Genomic DNA, 21088 nt, shown 5'->3' on the forward strand with positions numbered 1-21088 from the left:
TCGGTGTGGCCGGTCAGCGGTGTGCCGATGGGCTGTCCGGTGGCCAGGTCCCAGAGCCGCACCGTGCGGTCCCAGCTGCCGATAACGACGATCGGCCGGCCTCCGAGAGTGGTGCAGGCGACCGCGTTCACGGCGTAGATGTGGCCGGTGAGGGTCGCGCGTAGGGCTGAAGTGAGCTGACTGCCGGTCGCCCAGATGGGTTCGATCATGGTCGTGGCTCGGCCGGTGAGACACGCGTTGCCGCGCCGCTCGTGTAGCGCAGGTAGGTGAGGTGGATCAGGCGACGACGTTGCTCCGGGTCGGCTTTGAGGAGGTGGTACGCGGAGCGGTAGACGGCGGCACCCAGACGGGCCTTGTCGCTACGGGCCAAATCCAGGAACTGGAGCAGCGGGTTCGTGTGGGCGAAGGTGAGGTACTCGTAGTCTTCGAGCAGAGGATCGGCGAGATCGGCGTCTGCGGCGTGTTCGATCGCGTGGCGGTGCAGGTACGGCGGGGCATGTTGCCAACTACGGCGGCCATCTCCGCGATCTCGTGTGGCGAGCAGGGCGGTGGTGACCGGTGCAGTGAGGTCATGCTCCTCGTCCGCGGTGATGGGATGTTCGCGTAGATAGTCGGCGAGCCCTTGGTGGTAGAGGCGCAGCAAGCTGACGCCGGAGTCTTCGCTGGCTGCTCGTATGTAGAGCCGTAGGTCGTCGCTGGTGAACAGGTCAGGGTCGGCGGGGCCGACGGCCGGGGTGATCGCACGCAGGAGTTCGACCGGCATGCCAGTGCCCTTGGCGTAGGCCAATGCGGTCAGCGCCGCACGGAGGTGGTGTGGCCGGGGGTGTTCGGCGAGCTCCATCTCCAGGATCTGCGGCAACGTTACCGGCACTTGCCCGATCAGTCGCTCGACGTCGCCGTTGTCGGCTGGCGGGTTGTCCAGGACGTACGTGGCGTAGCGGGCCGCGACCAGGAAATGACCCCACTTCTTCGCAGCGGGGTCGCCCCGATGCTCTTCGTGGTGGTCGGCCAAGACCGTGGCGATGCCGTTGGCCAGCCGCTCACCCGCCGGCATCTGATGAAACTGATCGAGCAGGAACCGCCGCAAGTCCCGATACAACTCCGGACGCGTCGTCTGATCGAGATCGCTCAACCGTCCGCTCTGGGTGGCCCGATCGAGCAGTAGGTGGAACTCCGGCCAGGGCCGGGTTCCGACCAGCAGCCGCACGGCCGACCGGTCGTCGCTGCGGCGGGCGACAGCCAGCGGCATCAGCAGCACCGCCTGCACGGCGGCCGCTTGCGGGCATTCATCCAGCGCGTCGACCACGATCACCGGCGGCTCCGGCAGCCCAGCGATCGCCGTGATGAGATCCGCAGCATCCCAGCCTTTGTCCGGCACAGTGAGGCCGAGCTGGCGGCCGACCGAGTCGATGATCTCGGTCAGGCTCCGCTGCCGGGCATGCACAGCAACCATGCCCTCGATCACCTCAGGCTGCTCGTCCATCCGCCGCCGCACCGACCCCGCCAAATCCTCCAACGCCGGATGCGCCGCACACACCAACGCACCCAACAACGCCGACTTCCCCGACCCGGCCGCACCAGTCACCACCCACAGCCCACCGGTTCCCGTTCCACTCAACCACGGCACCAGCTGACCGAGAACACTGTGCCGGCCGGTAAACCACGCCCCAGCCCGGCCGTGGAAATGACCGAGGTCGGCCACCACGTCGGCCACGATCGGCTGCATCGACGGCTCCAAGGCCGCAACCCGATCGGCCCATGGATCGGGTGTATACAGCGGATTCGGCAGGATCCCCGGCGTTGACCAATGAGAATCGATTTTCGTCGACCGCAAAGTCTGCTTCTGCGGCGGCTTCGACATGCGATCTTGCACCCGGCGCCCGAACTCCGCGAGATCGACATACGGGCGGCGGCGTTCAGCGCCCAAACCGTCGCGCCCGCATTCGCGCAACACCCTGGTCACCGCACGCGTGAAAACACCATCGAACGCCCGCTCATCAGCGCGAGACGCAGCCAGCACCCATGTCTTCAGGTCCCCTTCCTGCGGCTCCACCAGGAAGTCCAGATCAGCGGCCTTACCCGCTCCGCACAAGTCGACCAGGAACAGCGTCGGCACACCACTATCGTGCGCGGCCGAAACCCACTCCCAGACGTTGTTGGTACCCGCGAGAGTGCACTGCCCCACAACCTCGACCCGCCGCTGCTGAGCGCTCAAGCGGCCATGCGAGATCACATGGACCACGCGAGCGTCGACCGTCCCATCATCAAGCAAGCCCATCCAGGCATCCTGGATCTGCTGCCGGCCCGGATTCTCCAGCAGCTGCACCTCGAAACCCGCGAGCTGGTAGTCCCTCAACGCTGACGCCAACTGCCCGGCGTACTCCACCGAGAACGGCAAACTCCAAAACCCGGCCGACGCGATCTTGAATTTGCCCACCCCGATCACCAGCGCTCGGCGCCGTACTGAACTGCTCACGCCCACAGGCCACCCACCATGCCCCGTCCTTCGCCGAGCAGCACTTCCAAACCAGACACAATGACAACAGCCATCAATGATCACAACCACAATGGCGGCAAAGAGACAACAGCGGCCACCCAGGACATGGCAACGGCCGCCAAGGCCCCGATTTCGCAGCTCGTGGCGATCGCCGACCGGGACAAGCGCGCGGGACATGTCGAGCGGCAAACACCGTGATCACATAGGCATCCCGCACGTGCATGACGACGGCCGCATTGACGAACTGGACCGCTCCTGGCTGCACACCGGCAGCCGCGATCTTGCCACTACCAGGAGCGTCGCACCTAGGTCAGTGACCTTGTCGGCCAAGTTGGCCCCGACTTGCCCACCGGGAGTCGCGACGGCCGCGGGCCTGGAATACCGCTCTTTTGAATACACGGCCTACCCCAGTAAAGTAGGCATCGTTCGCGGCGGGGGCGACCAGATTCTGTTGTGCCGCAGCGGCTTCGCGTCTCATGGACAGTGAATGACCTCATGGTACGAGTCATAGCTGCAACAATGTTGCGCCTGACGCAACATGATCCAGATCGCGTCCGGGCGTCTGCAGCATCACCCAACCTGGCGTGCGATGATCTCGCGAAGTCAATTAGGATTCTTGGATGCCAAGCAAGCGCCCCGCCATCCCCGCTGACGTACAGCTGGCTGTTCGGGCCGAGGCGGGCTACGCCTGCGCAGTGCCAGGATGCCGCCAAACCCCCATTGAGATCGCCCACATCATGCCCTGGGCCGTCAGCCAGGACCACAGCTATGCGAATCTCGTTGCGCTGTGCCCGACTTGCCACACCCGATTCGACGGAGGCGAGATCTCCGTCGACGCGATGCGTCTCTATAAGGCCAAGGTAGGTGCCGACGGACGCATCGTCGTCGGATTGGCTCTGAAGGCCCGGATACGAGCACGTGTCAAGGAGATCGTAGATGGAGCGGACTTGGAGGGACTCCTCGCGATGGGATGTCCATCCAACGAATATGATCCGGAAGTAGACGATCTCGTCGAGTTGTTGATCTCAGGAGAGATCAACTTGTCGTCGGTCGGCGCCTTATGGCGACGTTGGTTCGGCCGGAAGTCGTTCGAACTTGATGTACAGCTTGCCTCGTTAGCCCGTGATCTTAAAGACGCTTGGCCGCTGCCGGCGGAGCGGGCTCAGACGCTGGCGTAACTGTCAAGATCGACCAATCCAACCGATCTGCCCGCTCGGCCCGGTGTGCCGTTCCTGATAGGAAATCCCGCCATGACACGCCACCGCGTTGATTGGACCGACCCGCGCTTGAGCGCCGGCCTCTATGAGGACATGATCGCGGTCCTAATCAGCCGCATTCATCCAAGCGCCCGGCGCGTCGATGGCAGCGGTGGAGATGGAGGCCGCGATGTACAGGTCACCCTCGCTTCCGGATTGGAGATCTTCGAGCTCAAGAGTTTCACCGGACGAGTCGACGGCGGACGGCGGACGCAGGTAAGGAACTCGCTGCGGCGCGCGGCCCAGCACCTTCCAGCCGGATGGCAGCTCGTTGTGCCCATCGACCCCACGCCGGCCGAAGAGGCGTGGTTCGCCAGGCTGACCCAGTCATACACGTTCCCGTGCGAGTGGCTGGGGAAGACCTGGCTCGACGACAAGATGGCCGCGCATCAAGACATCCCACGCTACTTCCTGGAAGGTAGCAAGGACGAAGTCGTTGAGCTGCTGCGCGAACTCAACCGAGAACAGGCGGGGCTGGCCAGCGGGGTTCCCGATCTGACCGATCGCCTGCGCGTTCTGCGGGACCGGCTTAACGAACTAGATCCGTACTACACGTTCGCCTTCTCAGTTGACCACGCCGGCGCTTCCACCATTACCATGCTGCCTCGCTACAACGGTGCCGAGGAGGACCGCCCAGTCACCGTCGGCGGAAGCTTTACCTTCCCCGAAACCGAGGAGGGTCGGCGAGCGCGTGAGGCGCTGCGGGCGACCATGGACTACGGCCGCCCCAGCACAATCCCCAGCCAGTACGTCAAGGAGTTGCACATCGATGCGCCTGCCGGCTTCGGCGGCAGCTTCGACGGCGGTCAGCTAACCTTTGGCCCCACGACCAACTCCGATGCCTCCAACCTGCACGGCCAGTTACGCATCGTCGACCCGACAGGACGACCTCTGGCCCAGCTACCGCTGTTCGGCAAGGAGAGGTCCGCTGGGCTCCGAGGCGGCGAGGTCTCTTTCATCAGCATCGGCGGCGCCATCCAGGTTGTGCTTCGCCTTGATGCAGTGACCACACGGATGAATGTGCACTACAAGTACGTCCACCCTGAACGAGCCCTTCCGGCGGCGATCCTCGCGGCCGTGCGATTTCTCGCCGAGGCTCACGTTGGGCGGCAACTCGAAACGTACTTTATGGATCGCCTCGTCGGACCGCCGATCGAATTGACCAACCAGTCCGACCAACAATTTGCCAAATACGCCAACCTGGTCGCCGACCTTGATGAGATTCAGCGTATCAGCGGCATCTACTTCTCCGTACCTGAGCAGTTTTCTGAGCGCGAACTCCACGAGATCAGGCAGGCACACCGTCTACTCAGCGGCAACTCAATCGCCACTCAGTGGGAGGAATTGTCCATTACTATGACAGCTGAAGGAGTCAGGTCGTTCCAAGACCAGCGTCAACTTAACGCTGAATTCGCAAACATGGTCACCCAAACTGACCTCACGATCACACTTAACGGCGCCCAGTTGCCGGTCGGACGGAAACAGCGCCTTTACGCAACAGCCCGCCTAAAGGACATCCCCGACATCGGGCCGGATACACCGCCCGACACAGAATATGTGCTGACCTTCGTTCCCGGCGCAGACCCGGGCCTGACGATCTCGCTCGTCCGATAGCCCCTGGTTCGCATGGCCGTGGCACCGCACTAACCAGCATCTGCGCAGCGAGACACCCGTGGAAAGGAATATCGGTCCTCCGAATACATGACCTGCCCCAGTAAAACGCCACGAGTTGCATTAGAGCCATCATGCAATTCATCGTCGTAGCGCGACTTCGTAAGTTGAGCTACGGGCGCGGTCATCCGATGCGCTGTCAAGCACCATTTGCGCAGATGCTAATCGCGGGGCTGTAGCACGGCGCGTAGTGCCGCATCATCACATCCGAGCAGCCTAAGTAGGTGAGCACGAGCCACTCTGTGCAGAACAATCACGACTTCGTTGACCTCCCTCGCGTCGTAATTCTTACTTCCATGGGAAAGGTCATTACGGATCAGTCGTAGAGCGTGGCCAACGTCTGTCGGCCTCCGTGCATCGCCAAACATTGCTTGAATGAGTGGAAGTGCTTTTAGCTCGTCGGTTGGATTATTTGGCAAGTCAGCGAAAATCTGGCGAAGGCGTGCGTCGAGGCTTCCAGGTGGCGTTTTCATAAGATATTTGTCAAGGAACCTTCTACCCTCTTTGTAAAGCGATAGGCGGATCGCGCCCAATACCAACGCGCGCTTCTGGGCATGATGTTCGCGCCGAAGTTCTTCCTCGGCACTGTTTTGGTAACCATGCAGCCCTTCGAATGCCTGAATCAAGAGTAGGTACCGCGACCGCGGATGCAGGTCCGGAACAATCAATGCCGAGCCGAAAGTCTCCATAAAGGGGTGTTGTTGCAACTCCAGATTGCGCCATTCCTGGACCAGGCTAAGTAGTGGAATTCCGTCGATCTTGACGCGAAATGCAGGGTCGGCGCGCGCAATATCTTCGTATCTTGAAGCGTAAGGCTCTTGATAGATTCCGTTGCCATAGACCTGCACTCGTCTCGCTCGCTTATCGTCACCCTCCTGGCCGGCTATGCCTAGAAGCAGATAGGTTAGACGCTCGGAATGTCCGGATGCGAGGCTAATCACGCGATGGAGTGGTGTTACCCAATCGCGTATGCATTCATCAAAGGTCGCCGGCGACGCCAACTCAACGACTGCAACAGGGCTAAAGGCCATGCGGTGGCGGTAGGGGTCTCCGATCGTGGCAGAGCCGTCGTATTCGAGACGAAATTTTGCCGTCTCGTCATCCCACTCTTGCGAGCTGTCGGGATTCCCCTCAACCGTCCATGTTCCTTCAAGGTGGCGCAGATTAGCTCCTGATGGGAATGTAATAGACTTAAGAGGGGCAACGCCAGCTACGACATCCTGAGCAGTAACCTGAACCTTGATCCAGTCGAATACCAAGTCTTCAAGCTTTCCGATGCCCATGCCTACAAGCGCTGCTCGCGGTATTAATATCGCCTGGTCGTGAGTCCAGATTTCAACCTCGACGGAGAGCAGAATAACGTCCAGTCCACTGACTAATTTGCCGCGAAGCCGCTCATAGAACTTGCGCTGCGGGAAGCCAGCAGACGACCCGCCGTCGCCAACCTTCCATTCGACAGGGACTTCGCTTCCATACATGCGACCAAGCGGGTAGCCGTTGCCGCGCAATTCAAGATCCCCTGTCACGGCAACTTCGGGCCTGCCGTCGTCAGGTAGGTACCAGGTTACCCGGTACTCGCCTGGGTCCAGCTTTACCTTCAGCGGAATGTCGTTCCCAGAGGCCATTCGTATAGCATACGTTGCCCTCTTAGCTTCGTCCGTACACCCCGCTAGCTTCGGAAATGGGCATATAGGAGATCTCGCATTCCGGCCCGAAGGCATGACCTTGACAACAGGGGTCGGCGCCCAGCAACACACCACCCCAGCGAGTGTTCGACCGCCGCGGGCCAGCGTGGAATCGGACCGGACGAAGCTACGTGAGATGCGGTGGGGGTCCGGGGATGCATTCACGCCAGCGGCCGGCCGAGCCGACGGCCCAGCCAAGCTGGCTGCCCGCGCCCGGCGGAGACATCCGCCCGATCTTGAGGATGTACACCCGTGGCGACGACGTGCTCAACGGCACCTACCGACTCCTCGCGATCCAGCGGCTGACCTGAGCCGTCGAGCTGGAGCCCTCGCGGCGGCAGACCGCCCCAATTCAGCGAGGAATAGCGGCCGTTCGAATACAGGTACTGCCCCAGTAAACCGCCGCGAGTTGCACTAGATGCAACAGAGAACAGGACCGATTGTGGCCTGCAGCAGCGAGGGGATCAGGCCGCAGCTGGACGCCGCCGCCAGGCATCCCGATGATCGGCAGGTATGCGCGGACTCGCGTCCGCGGGGTGGGTATGCTCGGAGAGCCCGGTCTCGCCCGTGTTGAACTCGCGTGTCCGGTTTGGCGTCGCAGCAGGAGGGCGGGCATGCCGTTCAAGGGGGGCGCGAAAGCGCGCGTTGTCGCTGCCAACCCGGAAGCCCACTACCGGGACTTGCCGAGACGACCCGGCGCCGTTTCGGGTCTGTGGGCGCACCAGGGCGATCTGCTGCGTACCTACGCCGGTTCGCACCTGGATGACTCGGACCTGGCCCTGGAGCTGCCCACTGGTACTGGCAAGACGCTTCCGGGCCTGGTGATCGCCGATTGGGTACGCCGCAACCGGTCAGGCCGCGTCGCGTACACGTGCCCGACGAAGCAGCTGGCGCAGCAGGTCGCGAAGGTCGCCGCCCGCGAGGGTGTGCCTGTCGTCTTGCTGTCGGGTAAACACGCCAGCTGGAGCACGCAGAACAAGGCCGACTATGAGGGCGCCGCGGCCGTCGCCATCACCACCTACAGCACAATCTTCAACAGCAGCCCGAAGCTCGCCATACCGGATCTGCTGCTGTTCGACGACGCACACGCTGGCGAGCAGTACGTCGGCGAGCAGTACGCCATCAGAATCAGCCGGTACGACAACGAGGCGCTCTACCTGAGCGTCCTGGAGGTACTCGCGCCGGCGATTGACGGCATGCCGTTGCAGCGCCTGCGCGACACCGTCCCCGATCCGGGCATCTACCGCACTGCGCGGCTGGTCGTGCCGCTTAACCATACCGGTATGGTCGGCCGGCTGGATGGTGTGTTGTCGCAGCTTGCGGCACCGTGGTCGTTCCGGTACTCGATGATCCGGGGTGTGCTCCAGGCGTGCCTGGTCTATGTCTCCTACGGTTCCATCCTGATCCGGCCGGTCATCCCGCCGACGGCGGACAACATCGTCTTCTCCGGGGCACGGCAGCGCATCTACCTGTCGGCGACGCTCGGCAGCGGCGGTGAACTCGAACGGGCCTTCGGCCGGGCGCCGATCAGGCGTCTGCCCCTACCGGCGACGACGCCGACGCCCAGATCCGGGCGGCGGTTCTTCGTGTTCCCCGATGTGGTCACCGACGTGGACCCGATGGAGGTCGCGACCGCCATCGTCAAGGAGGCCGGGAAGGCTCTGGTCCTGGCTCCCGATCGGAACACGGCCGTGGCTACGGCAGCCGAATTGGCCCAGCCCGGCTGGCCGGTGTTGACCATCGACGAACTCGGCGACGGCATGGAGCCGTTCGTCGCCGCTGATCACGCGACATGCGGGCTGGCCGCACGCTACGACGGACTGGACCTTCCCGGAGACAGCTGCCGCGTCGTCGTCCTGCATGGCAAACCCGACGCCGACAACCTTCAGGAGCGGTTCCTGTCCGAGAACGTCCGCGCCGGAACGGCGCTGGCTGAACGCCTGCGTACACGGGTCGTGCAGGGCGCCGGAAGATGTACCCGCGGCCCAAATGACTGGGCCGTCGTCGTGATCCTCGGCTCGGACCTCACGACTTACCTCTTCCGTCCCGAGACACGACAGAGCCTCGATCCCGAACTTCAGGCGGAGATCAGTTTCGGGATCGAGAACAGTCGCGATGCCACCGCCGAAGACATGCTCGCCAACGTTCGCACCTTCCTCGCCCAAGCAGACGAGTGGCGAGACGACGCCGAACCGAGACTCACTGAGGAACGCAACGCCGCGACGGTCACGCTGCCAGCCGGCACCGATGCGTTGACCAAGTCCGTACCCGATGAGATCGCGGCGTGTGCCCTCGCCGGAGCCGGACAATGGCGCGAAGCCAGCGCACGCGCCGCGGCGGCCGCCCTGACCCTGGGCGGGGCCGAGGAGCTACGCGGGTACCGCTCGTTTTGGCTCTACCTCGCCGGAGTCTGGGCCGACCAGGCAGGCGTCAACGGCAACGACCCGGCCCAACGTCAGCACGCGCGTGCCCTCATCGCAAATGCGGAGGCAGCGGCGAAGCCAGCCACCTGGATTCGGGACCTGCCACCGCTGCCCGACATGCCGCGCCCGCCGCTCACCTCAGCTGCTGCTGCGGCGGTCGCGACCGTAGCTGCACGCCTGTCGGCCACCACGGCACCGAAGGCCGAGGCCGCAGTGACGAAGATGCTCGCCGGATTGCAGCAACGGACACCGTCACAGTACGAGCCGGAGCTGACCCAGCTCGGCCACCTGCTCGGCGCCGCCGCCGGGAAACCGGCCGGATCGGGACGATGCGATTCCACGTGGTGCTGGAACAACGACCTGTGGATGGCGCTGGACGCCAAGAGCGATCACGAGCCCAAGGGAATGGTGCCACTCAAGGATGTGCGGCAAGCCAACGACCAGTTGCGCATGTTGGCCGCCGACCGCAACACCACGGTCATCCCACCCGACAGCATCGCCGTGATCCTCTCGCCCAAGCCGGCCGTCGACCCGGATGCAGTCATCTCCGCGGAAGCGCACGTGTACCTCGCGCATCCCGATGTGGTGCACGAGCTCGCCGCGACGGCAGGCCGCGCCTGGCACGACCTGTTGGCCGACCGTGCCGGACGGACTGAACAGCAACTACGCGACCTGGTCGCGGACCGGTTCAGCCAAGATGGCCTGCTGCCCGAACAAGTCCGTGACCGGCTCAGCGCATCGGCAGTTAGAACCGCCAGCCCATAGCGCGCCGACCGACCGTCGAGGCCCTCCCACGGCTGGTCTGCCGGAACAGCTCAAACGCTGTGTCCCACTGGGATAGGCATCCGCGGTCCGACCGGCTGGGTACGACGGAAGAATGTCGGTGGTCCATGGCACATTGGGTTGATGTGCGGTCGTTATGCCACCAGCCGGACCAAAGTTCAGTTGACTGAAGCGTTCCACGTTGCCTCCGACCAGGCGGACGAGGTACCTCGGGCGGACTTCAACGTGTCGCCGACGAAGCGGGTGCCGATCGTCTTGACGTCGTCGGCGCCGGACTCTGAAGCGGAAGCGGCTGTACGCCAGTTGCGGTTGGCAACGTGGGGCATTACTCCGGTATGGATGGCCAAGGCCGGCAAGAAGGGCAGGCCGCTGACGAACGCGCGGGCCGAGACGATCGACGAGAAGCCGACCTTCCGCCGCCCGTTCGAGCAGCGGCGGTGCTTGGTGCCAGCCGACGGGTTCTATGAGTGGTTCGCCGAGGCCGGCGGTAAGCAGCCGTACTTCTTCCGGCCGGTGGACGGCGCGGTACTGGCGATGGCGGGCATCGTCGAGTGGTGGCACGACCCGGAGAACAAGACGCTGTGGTTCCCGACGTTCTCGGTCATCACCACGAAGGCGACCGACGACGCCGGGAAGGTCCACGACCGGATGCCGATGACGGTCCAGCCGGACCGGTGGGATGCCTGGCTGGACCCGGGCCTGACCGACGCGGCGAAGGTACGCAGGCTGATGGCAGCCCCGGCGAAGGGCAGCCTTGACATCTTCCCGGTGTCGAAGGCGGTCAACGTCTCCAAGAACAACGGACCGGGGCTCGTCGAGCCGGCCGAGATTGGCTCGTAGCGGGCCCATCGCGGCCTGGCGCGCTATTTCTCCGTGTGCTACCTGCCGCCCGGCGGCTCCCGGCCCCGCCACCCCCAGCGGGATCTCCGTACGGTCGCCGGTGGTGCGTGCGCGCCACGCCGCAGCAAAGTAGGTGCTGCATAGCCGTCTGGCGAAAGTTGGCACCAATTTTCGCCTCTAGTACGGCAGTTACGGATCACCGGCTGAGCTGCCCGTTCTCGATCGCTTCCCGTCGTTTGTAGTGGCTGGCCTTGGCTCGTGCTTGATGTCGTCGTCGCCAGGCGGACCAGACCAGGACGGTGTCGGGTCGGATGGGTCTGGTCAGGGTGGCGTTGATCAGGCGGCGGATCTCGGGCACGGTGAGCGCGATCAGTTCCTCGGTCGCCGGATACGAGATGCGAACTCGTGAGGGCCTGTGCGTGGTGGCGATCGTGATGACCAGGATGGCCAGAGCTAGCATGGCCAGCACGGTGTAGCGGTGCCATTGGGTCCAGCCGCGGCACTGGTACTGGTCCAGGCCGACCTGGCCCTTGGCGATCTGGAAGTTCTCCTCCACCGCCCACCGGGTGCCGGCGACGCGGATCAGCGTCGACAACGCAACCGGGTGGGCGCTCCAGCACAGGTAGAACGCCAGTTCTCCGGCCCGGTTGCGGCGGATCAGGAGGCTGTGGCAGCCGGGTGTGTCGTGGTGGATGCTGATCCAGGCCCAGTCGTAGAACCGGTCGCCTTTGCTGCCGGGTCCGGCTGAGCGACGCTGCCACGCCTGGGCGGACAGCCAGGACTCGGTGACGTCGGCGCGTTCACGGGTGGCGGTGGTGATCTGCGTGTACTGGTTGCGGGCCACGGCCAGGACGTAGCCGACGCCGTGCTCCTGCAACACGGCGCGCAGCCGCGGATCGCGGCCGTAGCATTCGTCGCCGGTGACGAACCCGACCGTGATCCCGGCGGCCAATGCTGCGGTGATCATCTGCGCGGCCAGCGACGGCTTGGTCGCGAACTGCAGGTCATCGGGGACGCCGGCGATCTGGCAGCGGTCGCGGTCATCGATCCAGGACTGCGGCAGATAGATCCGCCGGTCGATCAACGCCCGCCCGTGGGGTGACGCGTACGCCAGGAAAACCGCGACCTGGCAGTTCTCGATCCGCCCGGCGGTCCCGCTGTACTGGCGCTGCACGCCGACCGAACCGGTGCCCTTCTTGAGGAAGCCGGTCTCGTCGACGATCAGGATCGCGTCGGGGTGGCCCAGATGCTCCACGACCAGGTCTCGTAGCTGATCGCGGACGGTCTCGGCATCCCACACCACATCACGTAGCAGCCGCTGCATCCGCGCCGGGCCGCGATGCCCGGCGTGCTCGGCCAGCCACCAGCAGTTCTTACGTGCCAACGGGGCCAGCAGCCCGAGCAGGAAGTCACGCACGGTCAACCGCGGCTCGACCCGGCCGAAGCAGGCCGAGATCCGGTCCACGGCTTGGTCGAACACCCGCCGCCAGCCGGCCACGGCTACGCTGTGGGCGGCAGCCGCCGCCCACCTCATTGATTTGTCCACAACAGACAATGATCGGGCGGCGGCTGTCTTCACGCATCCCAGCAGCTCAGACGAGCTGGCCCGACGTCATCGTCGACTTTGTGGACGCCAGCCCCTATCCTGACGACATGCCGACCGAGGCTTGTCGAGGCTAGCGGGGTGATCCGCTACACGCGTTGCGGCGCGTAGACCTAGGCACCGCCTACCCAAAAATCGCCACCAAGGTCGACATCGGCGCAGAATAGAACCTCCCCGCCACCTGAAGTCAAGGCTTCATCGAGGTCGACATCGACAGCCAGCCGATCGAACCGCAACCCTGGTCAGGCTCTCACTTCTCACCCTCGGCCAGATCATCGTCGGCATCCTCGGCAACACCGCCTACGACCTACTGAAAATGCTCTTGGGCCTCAACTGAGAAGCCGACGTCCTCCATGCCGAGCATCTACGCAGCTCAACGGCCGAACCATAACTGCCGTACTAGGAGGCACTGGAACGGTATTTCGACGCTAGTTGGCGCAGTCCGCTTCGGCGGCGTTCACTATCAGCGGCAGATGGTGGGCGCGACCTGATGATCATAATTTCGCCTTATCATTCGAGACGACACATCCCGTGATGCGGAGAGGGCAACGATGGGCATCCGAGCCGACTTCACAGCAGCCACGCGCCGAATCATTGCGGAGAGGGCGGGATATCAGTGTTCGGTGCTCAAGTGTGGCCTATTGACTATCGGACCCGGAATGCGCCCTCGGCAAACGGTACGCAACGGCATCGCTGCACACATATATGCGGCATCACCAAATGGGCCTCGCGGCACTGGCGGCTTGTCAGACAAAGAGCGGAGCGAGCCCGAGAATGGAATCTGGTGCTGTGCCGCACATGGGACGTCTATCGATTCGGACGATGGGCGAATTTTCTCAGCCGCCCAACTGAAAGCTTGGAAAAGACTTCACGAAGCCCGCAAAGCTGCGGAGGTCAACGGCGGAGCTCTAAATCATGTCGGTCTAGTCGACTCGATTTCCGTTAACTCCGCTCCCGCTGCGGCCCTAGTTGGGAAGACTTTCAATTTAGGGATGCGCAACATCTTTAGTGGGCCGAACGCAAGCGGTAAGTCGGTCTTAACGCGTCTGATTGCAAGCGTCTCCTACCCAGATCATGTGGCCGAGATGTCGCGCCATAGAGATGTCGACATGGAGGTACGCTGGTTTGATCCGATTACGCACGATGTTACCACTAAAGGTAGATCGGGATCAGTGACACATGTGCTGGACGGAAATCCTGTGCCCTACGTTGCCCGGCCTTACAAGACCATTCTGCTGCACTTGCGCCGAGGCATTCAGATTGACAATATTGCTGCACTCTCGCAGGTCTTTGACCTGAGCGCCTCCGCAATGAGGTCGACGCTGAGTCTTCTACCTTCTGAAAGTAGCCTAATTAAAGATGTCCGAATTGACGGAATGCGAGTAGATTTCACGCTCGATGTAGATGGGCGAACGTGGAGATATTCCGAGTACGGAGGGCTACCTTCGGCGTACGAGGGTCTAATCGTCACGGAAATCGCCGGGCTCCATGCGCGTCATCATGCACGCGTCGAACCGACAGTTCTGCTCCTTGACGAGTTCCTCGACAATTACGTTACATCTTGGCAAGTTGAAGCCATTGAGCGGCTTCAGGGGACTGCGGAGCACGCGCAGGTGGCGATCGTCACACACTCCCCACAACTTCTGATCGAAGCCTCGCGAGACTGGTCAATCACGATGCTCGAAGGGGGCACGGCGAACCGCCGGGACAGCTCATTGGACTACGAGGTCGAGACCAGGCAGCATCCCGAAGCGGCGAGCAAAGAAACCGACTAGGTGGTCGTGAACGCAGCTAATCAAAGGTGCCCGCGAAGCTTACCGATCGGCGACATGGGCAACTCTTGTCGTTGCTGAAGTAGTGCTCATGAGACCGTGGAGTGTCGTTTCGACGGCCTGCGCCGGCCCTTTCCCAAGCGGTCAGGGTCGGCGGCGGTGCCAACAAGCGCTGAAATGTGCCAACTACGGCCGAAAGTCGCAGATCGCCGATCTCGCACTCGGCCGACGGCGTACCTGCTAGCATCAGAACACACGTACGAATCGTGCGTCGCTTCCCCGCGGTACCGCGAAGACTGCCATGGGAGGTGGGTGCATTGTCGGCGTTGCCCGCTCGTGACGATGCCCGGATCTCCGGACCCGGCGATGTCGCACGGGCGCTGTCGGTGGTGCGTGAGCGCGCCGCCCAGCGTGGCGTGACAGCGGATCTGCGTCAACCGGTCGGCCTGGCGGTCGACGAGACCGTCCGGGAGACGGTCGCTGTCTCCGAACGCGTCGGTCGGTTGCTGCCCGGTGGTTTGCCAGCGGGGGCGACGGTCGCGATCGGCGCCGGGCAGGGGGCGACGTCGCTGCTGGTCGCCGTGCTCGGCCAGGCAACCAGCGCGGGGAAATGGGTTGGGGTGGTCGGCGTGCCACAACTGGGGCTGGAAGCGGTCGCCGAGGCGGGCGCGGATCTAGAGCGCTTGGCGCTGGTCCCGAATCCGGGCGTGCTGTGGGCCGACGTCGTCGCGGCCCTGTGCGATGGGCTGGCGCTGGTCGTCGTCGCCGCTCCGGTGGGAGCGGCGGAGCGTACGCTGCGCGCCTTGTCGGCCCGCGCCCGCAAGAGCGGCTGCGTGCTGCTGCCGTTCGGCGGCTCGTGGCCGGGTGCCGACCTCGTCTTGGAGCCGGCCGGGCGGCGGTGGCATATGCCGGCCCGGCGCCGGTTGCCGTGCTGCTTCGACCTCGACGTGACCGTGCGCGGCCGGGGCGCGGCGGCACGGCCGCGGACTGAGACCGTGCACCTGCCCGAGTCCGTACCGGTCGGCGAATGCCCGGCCGCCACCATGGCGGCGCGACCGCGGCCGGCATTGCGGCTCGCCGACGCGGCTGATCTTCCTCTTGACCCGGCAGACGATCTTCGTACACTAGTTCGATGAGCTGGGACGATGAGTAAGTGGGAGGGTGCGGCCGACCTGCCGTGGAGCAAGCTCCACGAGCGGCTGGCCGGGATCGGAACCGTCGTTGACCCCCTCGCTGAGTTCGACGGCGGCGACGCGCCCGGGTTCTCCCGCCACCGGCCCGTGTATGAGGCGCCGCCGATCGAACGCCCGGCCACCGTCGTCCCGTACGCCGAACTGCACGCGCACAGCAACTTCTCGTTCCTGGACGGCGCATCGGATCCCGAAGCCCTGGTGCAGGAAGCGGTCCGGCTCGGCCTGTCCGCATTGGCGATCACCGACCACGACGGGTTCTACGGCGTCGTCCGGTTCGCCGAAGCCGCCCGCGAGCACGACCTGGCGACGGTGTTCGGGGTGGAGCTGTCCCTCGACGGCGGCGGGCGTACCGGGATGCCCGACCCGCCCGGCGGGCATCTGCTGCTGCTCGCTGAGGGTCAAGACGGCTACCACGCCCTGGCCGGGATGCTCGGTGACGCCCACCTGGCCGGCGGCGAGAAGGGCCGCCCGGCCTACGATCTGCCCGCGTACGCCGACCGGCTGCGCGGCAACGTGGTGGCGTTGACCGGCTGCCGCAAGGGGTCGGTGCGCCAAGCGCTGCGTACAGGCGGCGCCGACGCGGCGGGCCGAGCGCTGGCAGAGCTGGTCGACATGTTTGGCCGTGATCATGTCGCGGTCGAGCTGACCGATCACGCCAACCCTGGAGACGTACGCCGCAACGATCGCCTCGCCGATCTCGCCGACGCGGCCGGGCTGCCCGTCCTGGCCACCAACGCGGTCCATTTCGACCGGCCCGGCCGCCGCCGGCTGGCGCAGGTGATAGCCGCCGTCCGCGCGACATCCAATGTGGACGAGATGGAGCCGTGGTCGCATACCGCCGCCGCGTATCTGCGCTCCGGTGAGGAGATGGCCGCGCGGATGGCCGATTACCCGTCCGCGGTCGCGTACTCGGTCGAACTCGCGGCCCGGTGTGCTTTCGACCTGAAACTCATCGCCCCGGACCTGCCTCCGTATGACGTCCCGCCGGGCCATGACGAGAATTCGTGGCTGCGCCGTCTCGCGTACGAGGGCGCCGCGGAACGGTACGGGCCGCCGTCGGCGCATCCGGAGGCGTATGCGCAGATCGACCGCGAGTTGAAGATCATCGCCGAGTTGAACTTTCCCGGCTACTTCCTGGTCGTCTACGACATCGTCCAGTTCTGCCGCAGCCATCGGATCTACTGCCAAGGGCGGGGCTCAGCCGCCAACAGCGTGGTCTGCTATGCGCTGCGGATCACCAACGCCGACCCGCTGTATCACCGGCTGCTGTTCGAGCGGTTCCTCGCCCCGGAACGCGACGGGCCACCGGACATCGACGTCGACATCGAGTCTGACCGGCGCGAGGAAGTCATCCAGCACGTCTATACGAAGTACGGCCGCCGGCACACCGCGCAGGTCGCCAACGTGATCTCCTACCGGCCCCGGTCGGCGATCCGTGATGTCGCCCGCGCGTTCGGGTACTCACCGGGCCAGCAAGACGCGTGGAGTAAGGGCCTGGACCGGTGGCACAGCATCGACGCCCAGCAGGCCGACGGGATCCCGGCGCAGGTCGTCGCGTACGCGACCGACCTGCTGGGCGCCCCGCGCCACCTCGGGATTCACTCCGGCGGCATGGTCATCTGCGACCGGCCGGTCACCGAGGTCTGCCCGGTCGAGTGGGCCCGCATGCCCGGCCGCAGCGTCCTGCAATGGGACAAGGACGACTGCGCCGCCGCCGGCCTGGTCAAGTTCGACCTGCTCGGCCTCGGCATGCTGTCCGCGCTGCGGTACGCCTACGAGTTCCTCGGCGACGACCTCGACCTCGGCGAGTTGCACTGCGACGACCCCGAGGTCTACGACATGCTCTGCCGCGCCGACAGCGTCGGGGTGTTCCAGGTCGAGTCCCGCGCCCAGATGTCGACGCTGCCGCGGCTGAAACCCCGCGAGTTCTACGACCTGGTGGTGGAGGTCGCGCTGATCCGGCCCGGCCCGATCCAGGGCGGCTCCGTGCACCCCTACATCCGCCGCCGCAGCGGCCTGGAGCAACCCGTCTACGGCCACCCGCTGATGCGCAACGCCCTGGAGAAAACCCTTGGCGTGCCGCTGTTTCAGGAGCAGATGATGCAACTGGCGATCGACGTCGCCGGGTTCAGCCCGGCCGACGCCGACCAGCTGCGCCGCGCGATGGGCTCCAAACGCTCGATCGAGAAGATGGCGAAGATCAAAGACCGGCTGTATGCGGGGATGGCCGCCAACGGCATCGCCGACGACGTCGCCGACGACATCTACCTCAAACTCGAAGCGTTCTCCTCCTACGGTTTCCCCGAGTCACACGCCATCTCCTTCGCGTTCCTCGTGTACGCCTCAGCGTGGCTCAAGCGCTACCACCCGGCCGCGTTCCTGGCCGCGCTCCTCGGCGCGCAGCCGATGGGCTTCTACTCACCACAGTCCCTCGTCGACGACGCCCGCCGCCACGGCGTCGAGGTACGCCGGCCCGACATCAACGCCAGCGGGGTTAAAGCCACCCTCGAACATGACGCGCGTACCCGGTGGGGCTCCGCGGCCGGCGAGCCACCGTCACGGTGGGGCTTGGGCGGGCCGATCGTGCGTCTCGGCCTGGACCAGATCCGGGCGCTGGGCGAAGACACCGCGCAGCGGATCGTCGACCAGCGCGACATCAGCGGTCCCTACACCGACATGGCCGACCTCGCCCGACGTGCCCGGCTGACCCGAGCGCACCTGGAAGCCCTCGCCACCGCCGACGCGTTCGCGGCGTTCGGCCTGGACCGGCGGGCCGCGCTCTGGGGAGCGGGCGCTGCCGCTCTCGACACACCCGACAAGCTGCCACGCACCATCGCCGGTGTCGACGCACCGACTCTGCCTGGCATGGACGACGCCGACAAGCTCATCGCCGACGTGTGGGCCACCGGACTCTCACCCGACAGCCACCCGATCCGCCTCGTCCGCCACCGCCTCGACGCCGCCGGAGCCCTGCCCGTCGACCGGCTCCGCTCGGTCCCGCACGCGACCCGCATCCTCGTCGGCGGCCTGGTCACGCACCGCCAGCGACCCGGCACCGCCGGCGGCGTCACCTTCCTCAACCTCGAAGACGAGACCGGCATGCTCAATGTCGTCTGCTCACCCGGCATGTACGCCCGCTACCGCCGGGTCCTCACCCGGCACAACAGCCTGGTCATCCGCGGCAGTCTGGAATCCGCCTCCGGCGTACTGAACCTCGTCGCGGACAAGGTCGAACCGCTGGCTATCGTGACCAGCCCCGCCAGCCGTGACTTCCGTTGACGTCGACCATCCGGTGTGGACCGGTTCGGCGCGATGCAAGCTCCTGTTGCTGTTGACGCGCCAACAGGGTATGTGTTGGCATGTCAACAGCATCGTTGTACACGACCGGCGAGGAGGGGTGGTCATGGCGCGGTTCAGCACTCGGCAGGAAGTCATCGAGCAGGAGATCCTGCCGTCGTTGGACGAGGGCGACTTCGACGTCGATGGCATCTTCGCGAAGGCGTACCAGTGGGCGGTCGACACCGACGCCGACGGCAACGAACTGCTCAACACCCGTGGCTTCGAGCTGGCCGTCAGCGAGGAGGAGTATTGGCGGATCGTGGCCGAACACGATCGTGAACTGGCCTGAAGGAGTCTGGTTGGCTCACTGTCCTCGGTGGACTGATTGCGTGAGGCGAGGGAGGAGCAGCGTGCGAAGGAGCGAGCTGGAAGCGTGGCTCGGCCCGGCTCTCGACGAACTGACCAGAGCGCAGATCACGGCGCTACAGCGCGAGGCGAGAATCGTCGCGCAGCGGTTCCCCGATGTCGACGACGCGGATCTGGCCGAAGCAGCGCTGTCGGCCGCCGTCCAGTACATCCTTGGGGAGACCACCCTGGAGTCGGCCGGGCATGCCCGCAACCTGGCCAAGCGCGCCGAGCAGCGCGCGTACGCCGCACTCCAGCAAGTCGTGATCATGGAGCAGCGGCGTACTGGCATCTCCGACGTCGCAGCCAGCAAAGCGTCCGGCGCGGACAGAGGCACCATCCGGAAGATGACCGGCAAGGTACGCGCCGACCGACGCCCCGACCTGGGAACCAGCACGCGATAGAGAGCATGCCCATAACTCGGTAGCCGCGTCGAAGGTGGCAGTAGGCGCTGCCTTCCGATCTGCTCCCACTGGCAAACGACCGCGGTTGCCGTGTGGAGTGCCGAGGACACGAGGTTCGTCAAGTCACCATTCCGCCGCAGGGTTGGCCAGTTCATTGTCCGTTCTGCTCCGCCAGTCCAACCGCGGCAGCAAGTGCAAGTTCTGCGATCGCTACAGCGTCGGTCAGCACAGACGAAGCGTCGCCGAGTAACGATCCTTCGCCGAGCGCTGCCCGTTTCACGATGGCATCCAATGCTGCCTGTTGCACCGGGTCCAGCTGAAGGGTTGTGCGATAGCCGTAGACTTCGCGGGCCGCGTAGCCGTCCGCGGCGTCCAGGGCCTCGGTTGCTACTTGGTACAGGAGGTCTTGCGCGGTGGCCGGGTGACTCGCTGCGGCGAGGGTGACGGTGGTGAGTCCCCAACGGATGCGGTAGACGGCGTACCCCTCGATGGACTCATACGGTGCCCGAAACCGGTCGATCATGGCGTCGAGCGTCGAGACGCGGGCCGATGGTTGGGAGCACATCGCAGCCAGGCACGAGGCCACTTGCTGCTCCCATGCTTCCGTGATGGTGCTGCCGTGCAGGACCGTGCGGGCTTGGTCGGGGTCGTCGTCGAGTAGGTGGGCGACGATGTCCGCCTGGCGGCCTTCCATGAGGTGCAGCCCGATGCCGCGGAGGCTGCTGGCGTGGCGTACTGCTTCGGGCCATCGCCCGGCCAGCGTGTGGATACGGATTCCTTCGGTGACGTATTGCATCCAGGCCCATTGGTGCAGTCGTCGGAGTTCGTCCTGCGGGCCGGTCAGGTTGGCCATCGGCAGCCGTTGTCCGTCAACGGTGAGGTCATGGTTGGCGGTGACGGCCTGGTACATGGCGCGCAGCAGGTCCAGGGTGGGCTGGCCATCGCCGGCTCGGATCTGGAGCCGGGCGAGGTTGAGGACGGGTTCGAGCAGGTAGCTTGCGTGCAGGATGGTGAGGGCGTCGAGGCGTCGGTAGACGTTGATGTGCCGCCAGCACCATCGCCGGGCCAGATCCGGCATGCCGCAGTCGCTGGCGATCAGCGCGGCCAGGTTCAGCGCGTGGGCTGCCTTGGCCATCATGTCTTCTGGGCCTGCGGCGGCCTGGGCGGCGATCGCCGCCACGTCCGTGACGCGTTCGGCCAGGGAAGGACACGCTGGTCGTGGCCGGCCGGTGAGCGGGAATCGACGTACGGCGGCCGCGATGGTGGTGGGGTCCATG

Annotated in this window: 15 protein-coding genes and 1 pseudogene; 11 read left to right on the plus strand and 5 right to left on the minus strand. The window is 65.0% G+C overall.

Annotated elements, in window-relative coordinates; all coding sequences use genetic code 11:
* Positions 1-209 (minus strand): annotated as a pseudogene (locus G401_RS50920) (hypothetical protein); the annotation flags it as partial.
* Complete coding sequence (locus tag G401_RS0136500; protein WP_169734292.1) at positions 206-2476, minus strand: P-loop domain-containing protein; 2271 nt, start codon at positions 2474-2476, stop codon at positions 206-208. The pseudogene G401_RS50920 and the gene G401_RS0136500, both read right to left, overlap by 4 nt.
* Before the next feature lie 60 nt (positions 2477-2536).
* Here G401_RS0136500 and G401_RS56925 point away from each other — a divergent pair, with 60 nt between their 5' ends.
* From G401_RS56925 to G401_RS0136510, 3 genes are all read left to right on the plus strand, one after another.
* Complete coding sequence (locus G401_RS56925; RefSeq protein ID WP_169734293.1) at positions 2537-2695, plus strand: hypothetical protein; 159 nt, start codon at positions 2537-2539, stop codon at positions 2693-2695.
* Positions 2696-3117: 422 nt separating this feature from the next.
* Positions 3118-3675 carry an HNH endonuclease gene (locus G401_RS53795; protein WP_051367748.1) on the plus strand — a complete coding sequence of 186 codons (558 nt, stop codon included), beginning with the start codon at positions 3118-3120 and terminating at the stop codon, positions 3673-3675.
* A 72-nt stretch (positions 3676-3747) separates the two neighbouring features.
* Positions 3748-5367 (plus strand): hypothetical protein, encoded by a 1620-nt coding sequence (locus G401_RS0136510; protein WP_027346379.1) that lies wholly within the window; start codon positions 3748-3750, stop codon positions 5365-5367.
* Between the two features lie 218 nt (positions 5368-5585).
* On the opposite strand, the gene G401_RS56930 is transcribed toward G401_RS0136510, so the two are convergent.
* Entirely contained in the window at positions 5586-7049 is a 1464-nt protein-coding gene (locus G401_RS56930; RefSeq protein WP_169734294.1) for an ApeA N-terminal domain 1-containing protein, read from the minus strand.
* A gap of 215 nt (positions 7050-7264) precedes the next feature.
* Here G401_RS56930 and G401_RS56430 point away from each other — a divergent pair, with 215 nt between their 5' ends.
* From G401_RS56430 to G401_RS0136525, 3 genes are all read left to right on the plus strand, one after another.
* Entirely contained in the window at positions 7265-7420 is a 156-nt protein-coding gene (locus G401_RS56430; RefSeq protein ID WP_157546727.1) for a hypothetical protein, read from the plus strand.
* Positions 7421-7723: 303 nt separating this feature from the next.
* The gene (locus G401_RS0136520) at positions 7724-10297 is read left to right on the plus strand and encodes a DEAD/DEAH box helicase (protein ID WP_027346380.1); all 2574 of its coding nucleotides are present in this window, start codon (positions 7724-7726) and stop codon (positions 10295-10297) included.
* A 141-nt stretch (positions 10298-10438) separates the two neighbouring features.
* A complete protein-coding gene (locus G401_RS0136525; RefSeq protein WP_027346381.1) occupies positions 10439-11155 on the plus strand; it encodes an SOS response-associated peptidase in 717 nt (238 codons plus the stop codon).
* Positions 11156-11351: 196 nt separating this feature from the next.
* Here the strand turns inward: G401_RS0136525 and G401_RS0136530 are convergent, their stop codons facing one another.
* The gene (locus tag G401_RS0136530) at positions 11352-12689 is read right to left on the minus strand and encodes an IS701 family transposase (protein ID WP_034594205.1); all 1338 of its coding nucleotides are present in this window, start codon (positions 12687-12689) and stop codon (positions 11352-11354) included.
* Positions 12690-13750: 1061 nt separating this feature from the next.
* On the opposite strand from G401_RS0136530, the gene G401_RS56435 reads away from it, so the two are divergent.
* The 5 genes from G401_RS56435 to G401_RS50935 all read left to right on the plus strand — a co-directional run bounded on the left by G401_RS56435 (position 13751) and on the right by G401_RS50935 (position 19811).
* Positions 13751-14533: an ATP-binding cassette domain-containing protein gene (locus G401_RS56435; protein WP_157546728.1), complete on the plus strand. Its 783-nt coding sequence runs from the start codon at positions 13751-13753 to the stop codon at positions 14531-14533.
* Between the two features lie 314 nt (positions 14534-14847).
* A complete protein-coding gene (locus tag G401_RS50930) occupies positions 14848-15666 on the plus strand; it encodes a hypothetical protein (protein WP_157546729.1) in 819 nt (272 codons plus the stop codon).
* Positions 15667-15675: 9 nt separating this feature from the next.
* Positions 15676-19002: an error-prone DNA polymerase gene (locus G401_RS0136540; RefSeq protein ID WP_027346383.1), complete on the plus strand. Its 3327-nt coding sequence runs from the start codon at positions 15676-15678 to the stop codon at positions 19000-19002.
* Positions 19003-19126: 124 nt separating this feature from the next.
* Complete coding sequence (locus G401_RS0136545; protein WP_027346384.1) at positions 19127-19351, plus strand: hypothetical protein; 225 nt, start codon at positions 19127-19129, stop codon at positions 19349-19351.
* A gap of 61 nt (positions 19352-19412) precedes the next feature.
* On the plus strand, positions 19413-19811 hold the full coding sequence (locus tag G401_RS50935) for a hypothetical protein (protein ID WP_027346385.1): 399 nt from the start codon (positions 19413-19415) through the stop codon (positions 19809-19811).
* 151 nt (positions 19812-19962) lie between these two features.
* Here G401_RS50935 and G401_RS0136555 read toward each other — a convergent pair whose 3' ends face one another.
* Complete coding sequence (locus tag G401_RS0136555) at positions 19963-21087, minus strand: hypothetical protein (protein WP_027346386.1); 1125 nt, start codon at positions 21085-21087, stop codon at positions 19963-19965.
* Position 21088: the final 1 nt, after the last annotated feature.

It is taken from the genome of Hamadaea tsunoensis DSM 44101, assembly GCF_000428945.1.
In the GTDB taxonomy this organism is placed as follows: domain Bacteria; phylum Actinomycetota; class Actinomycetes; order Mycobacteriales; family Micromonosporaceae; genus Hamadaea; species Hamadaea tsunoensis.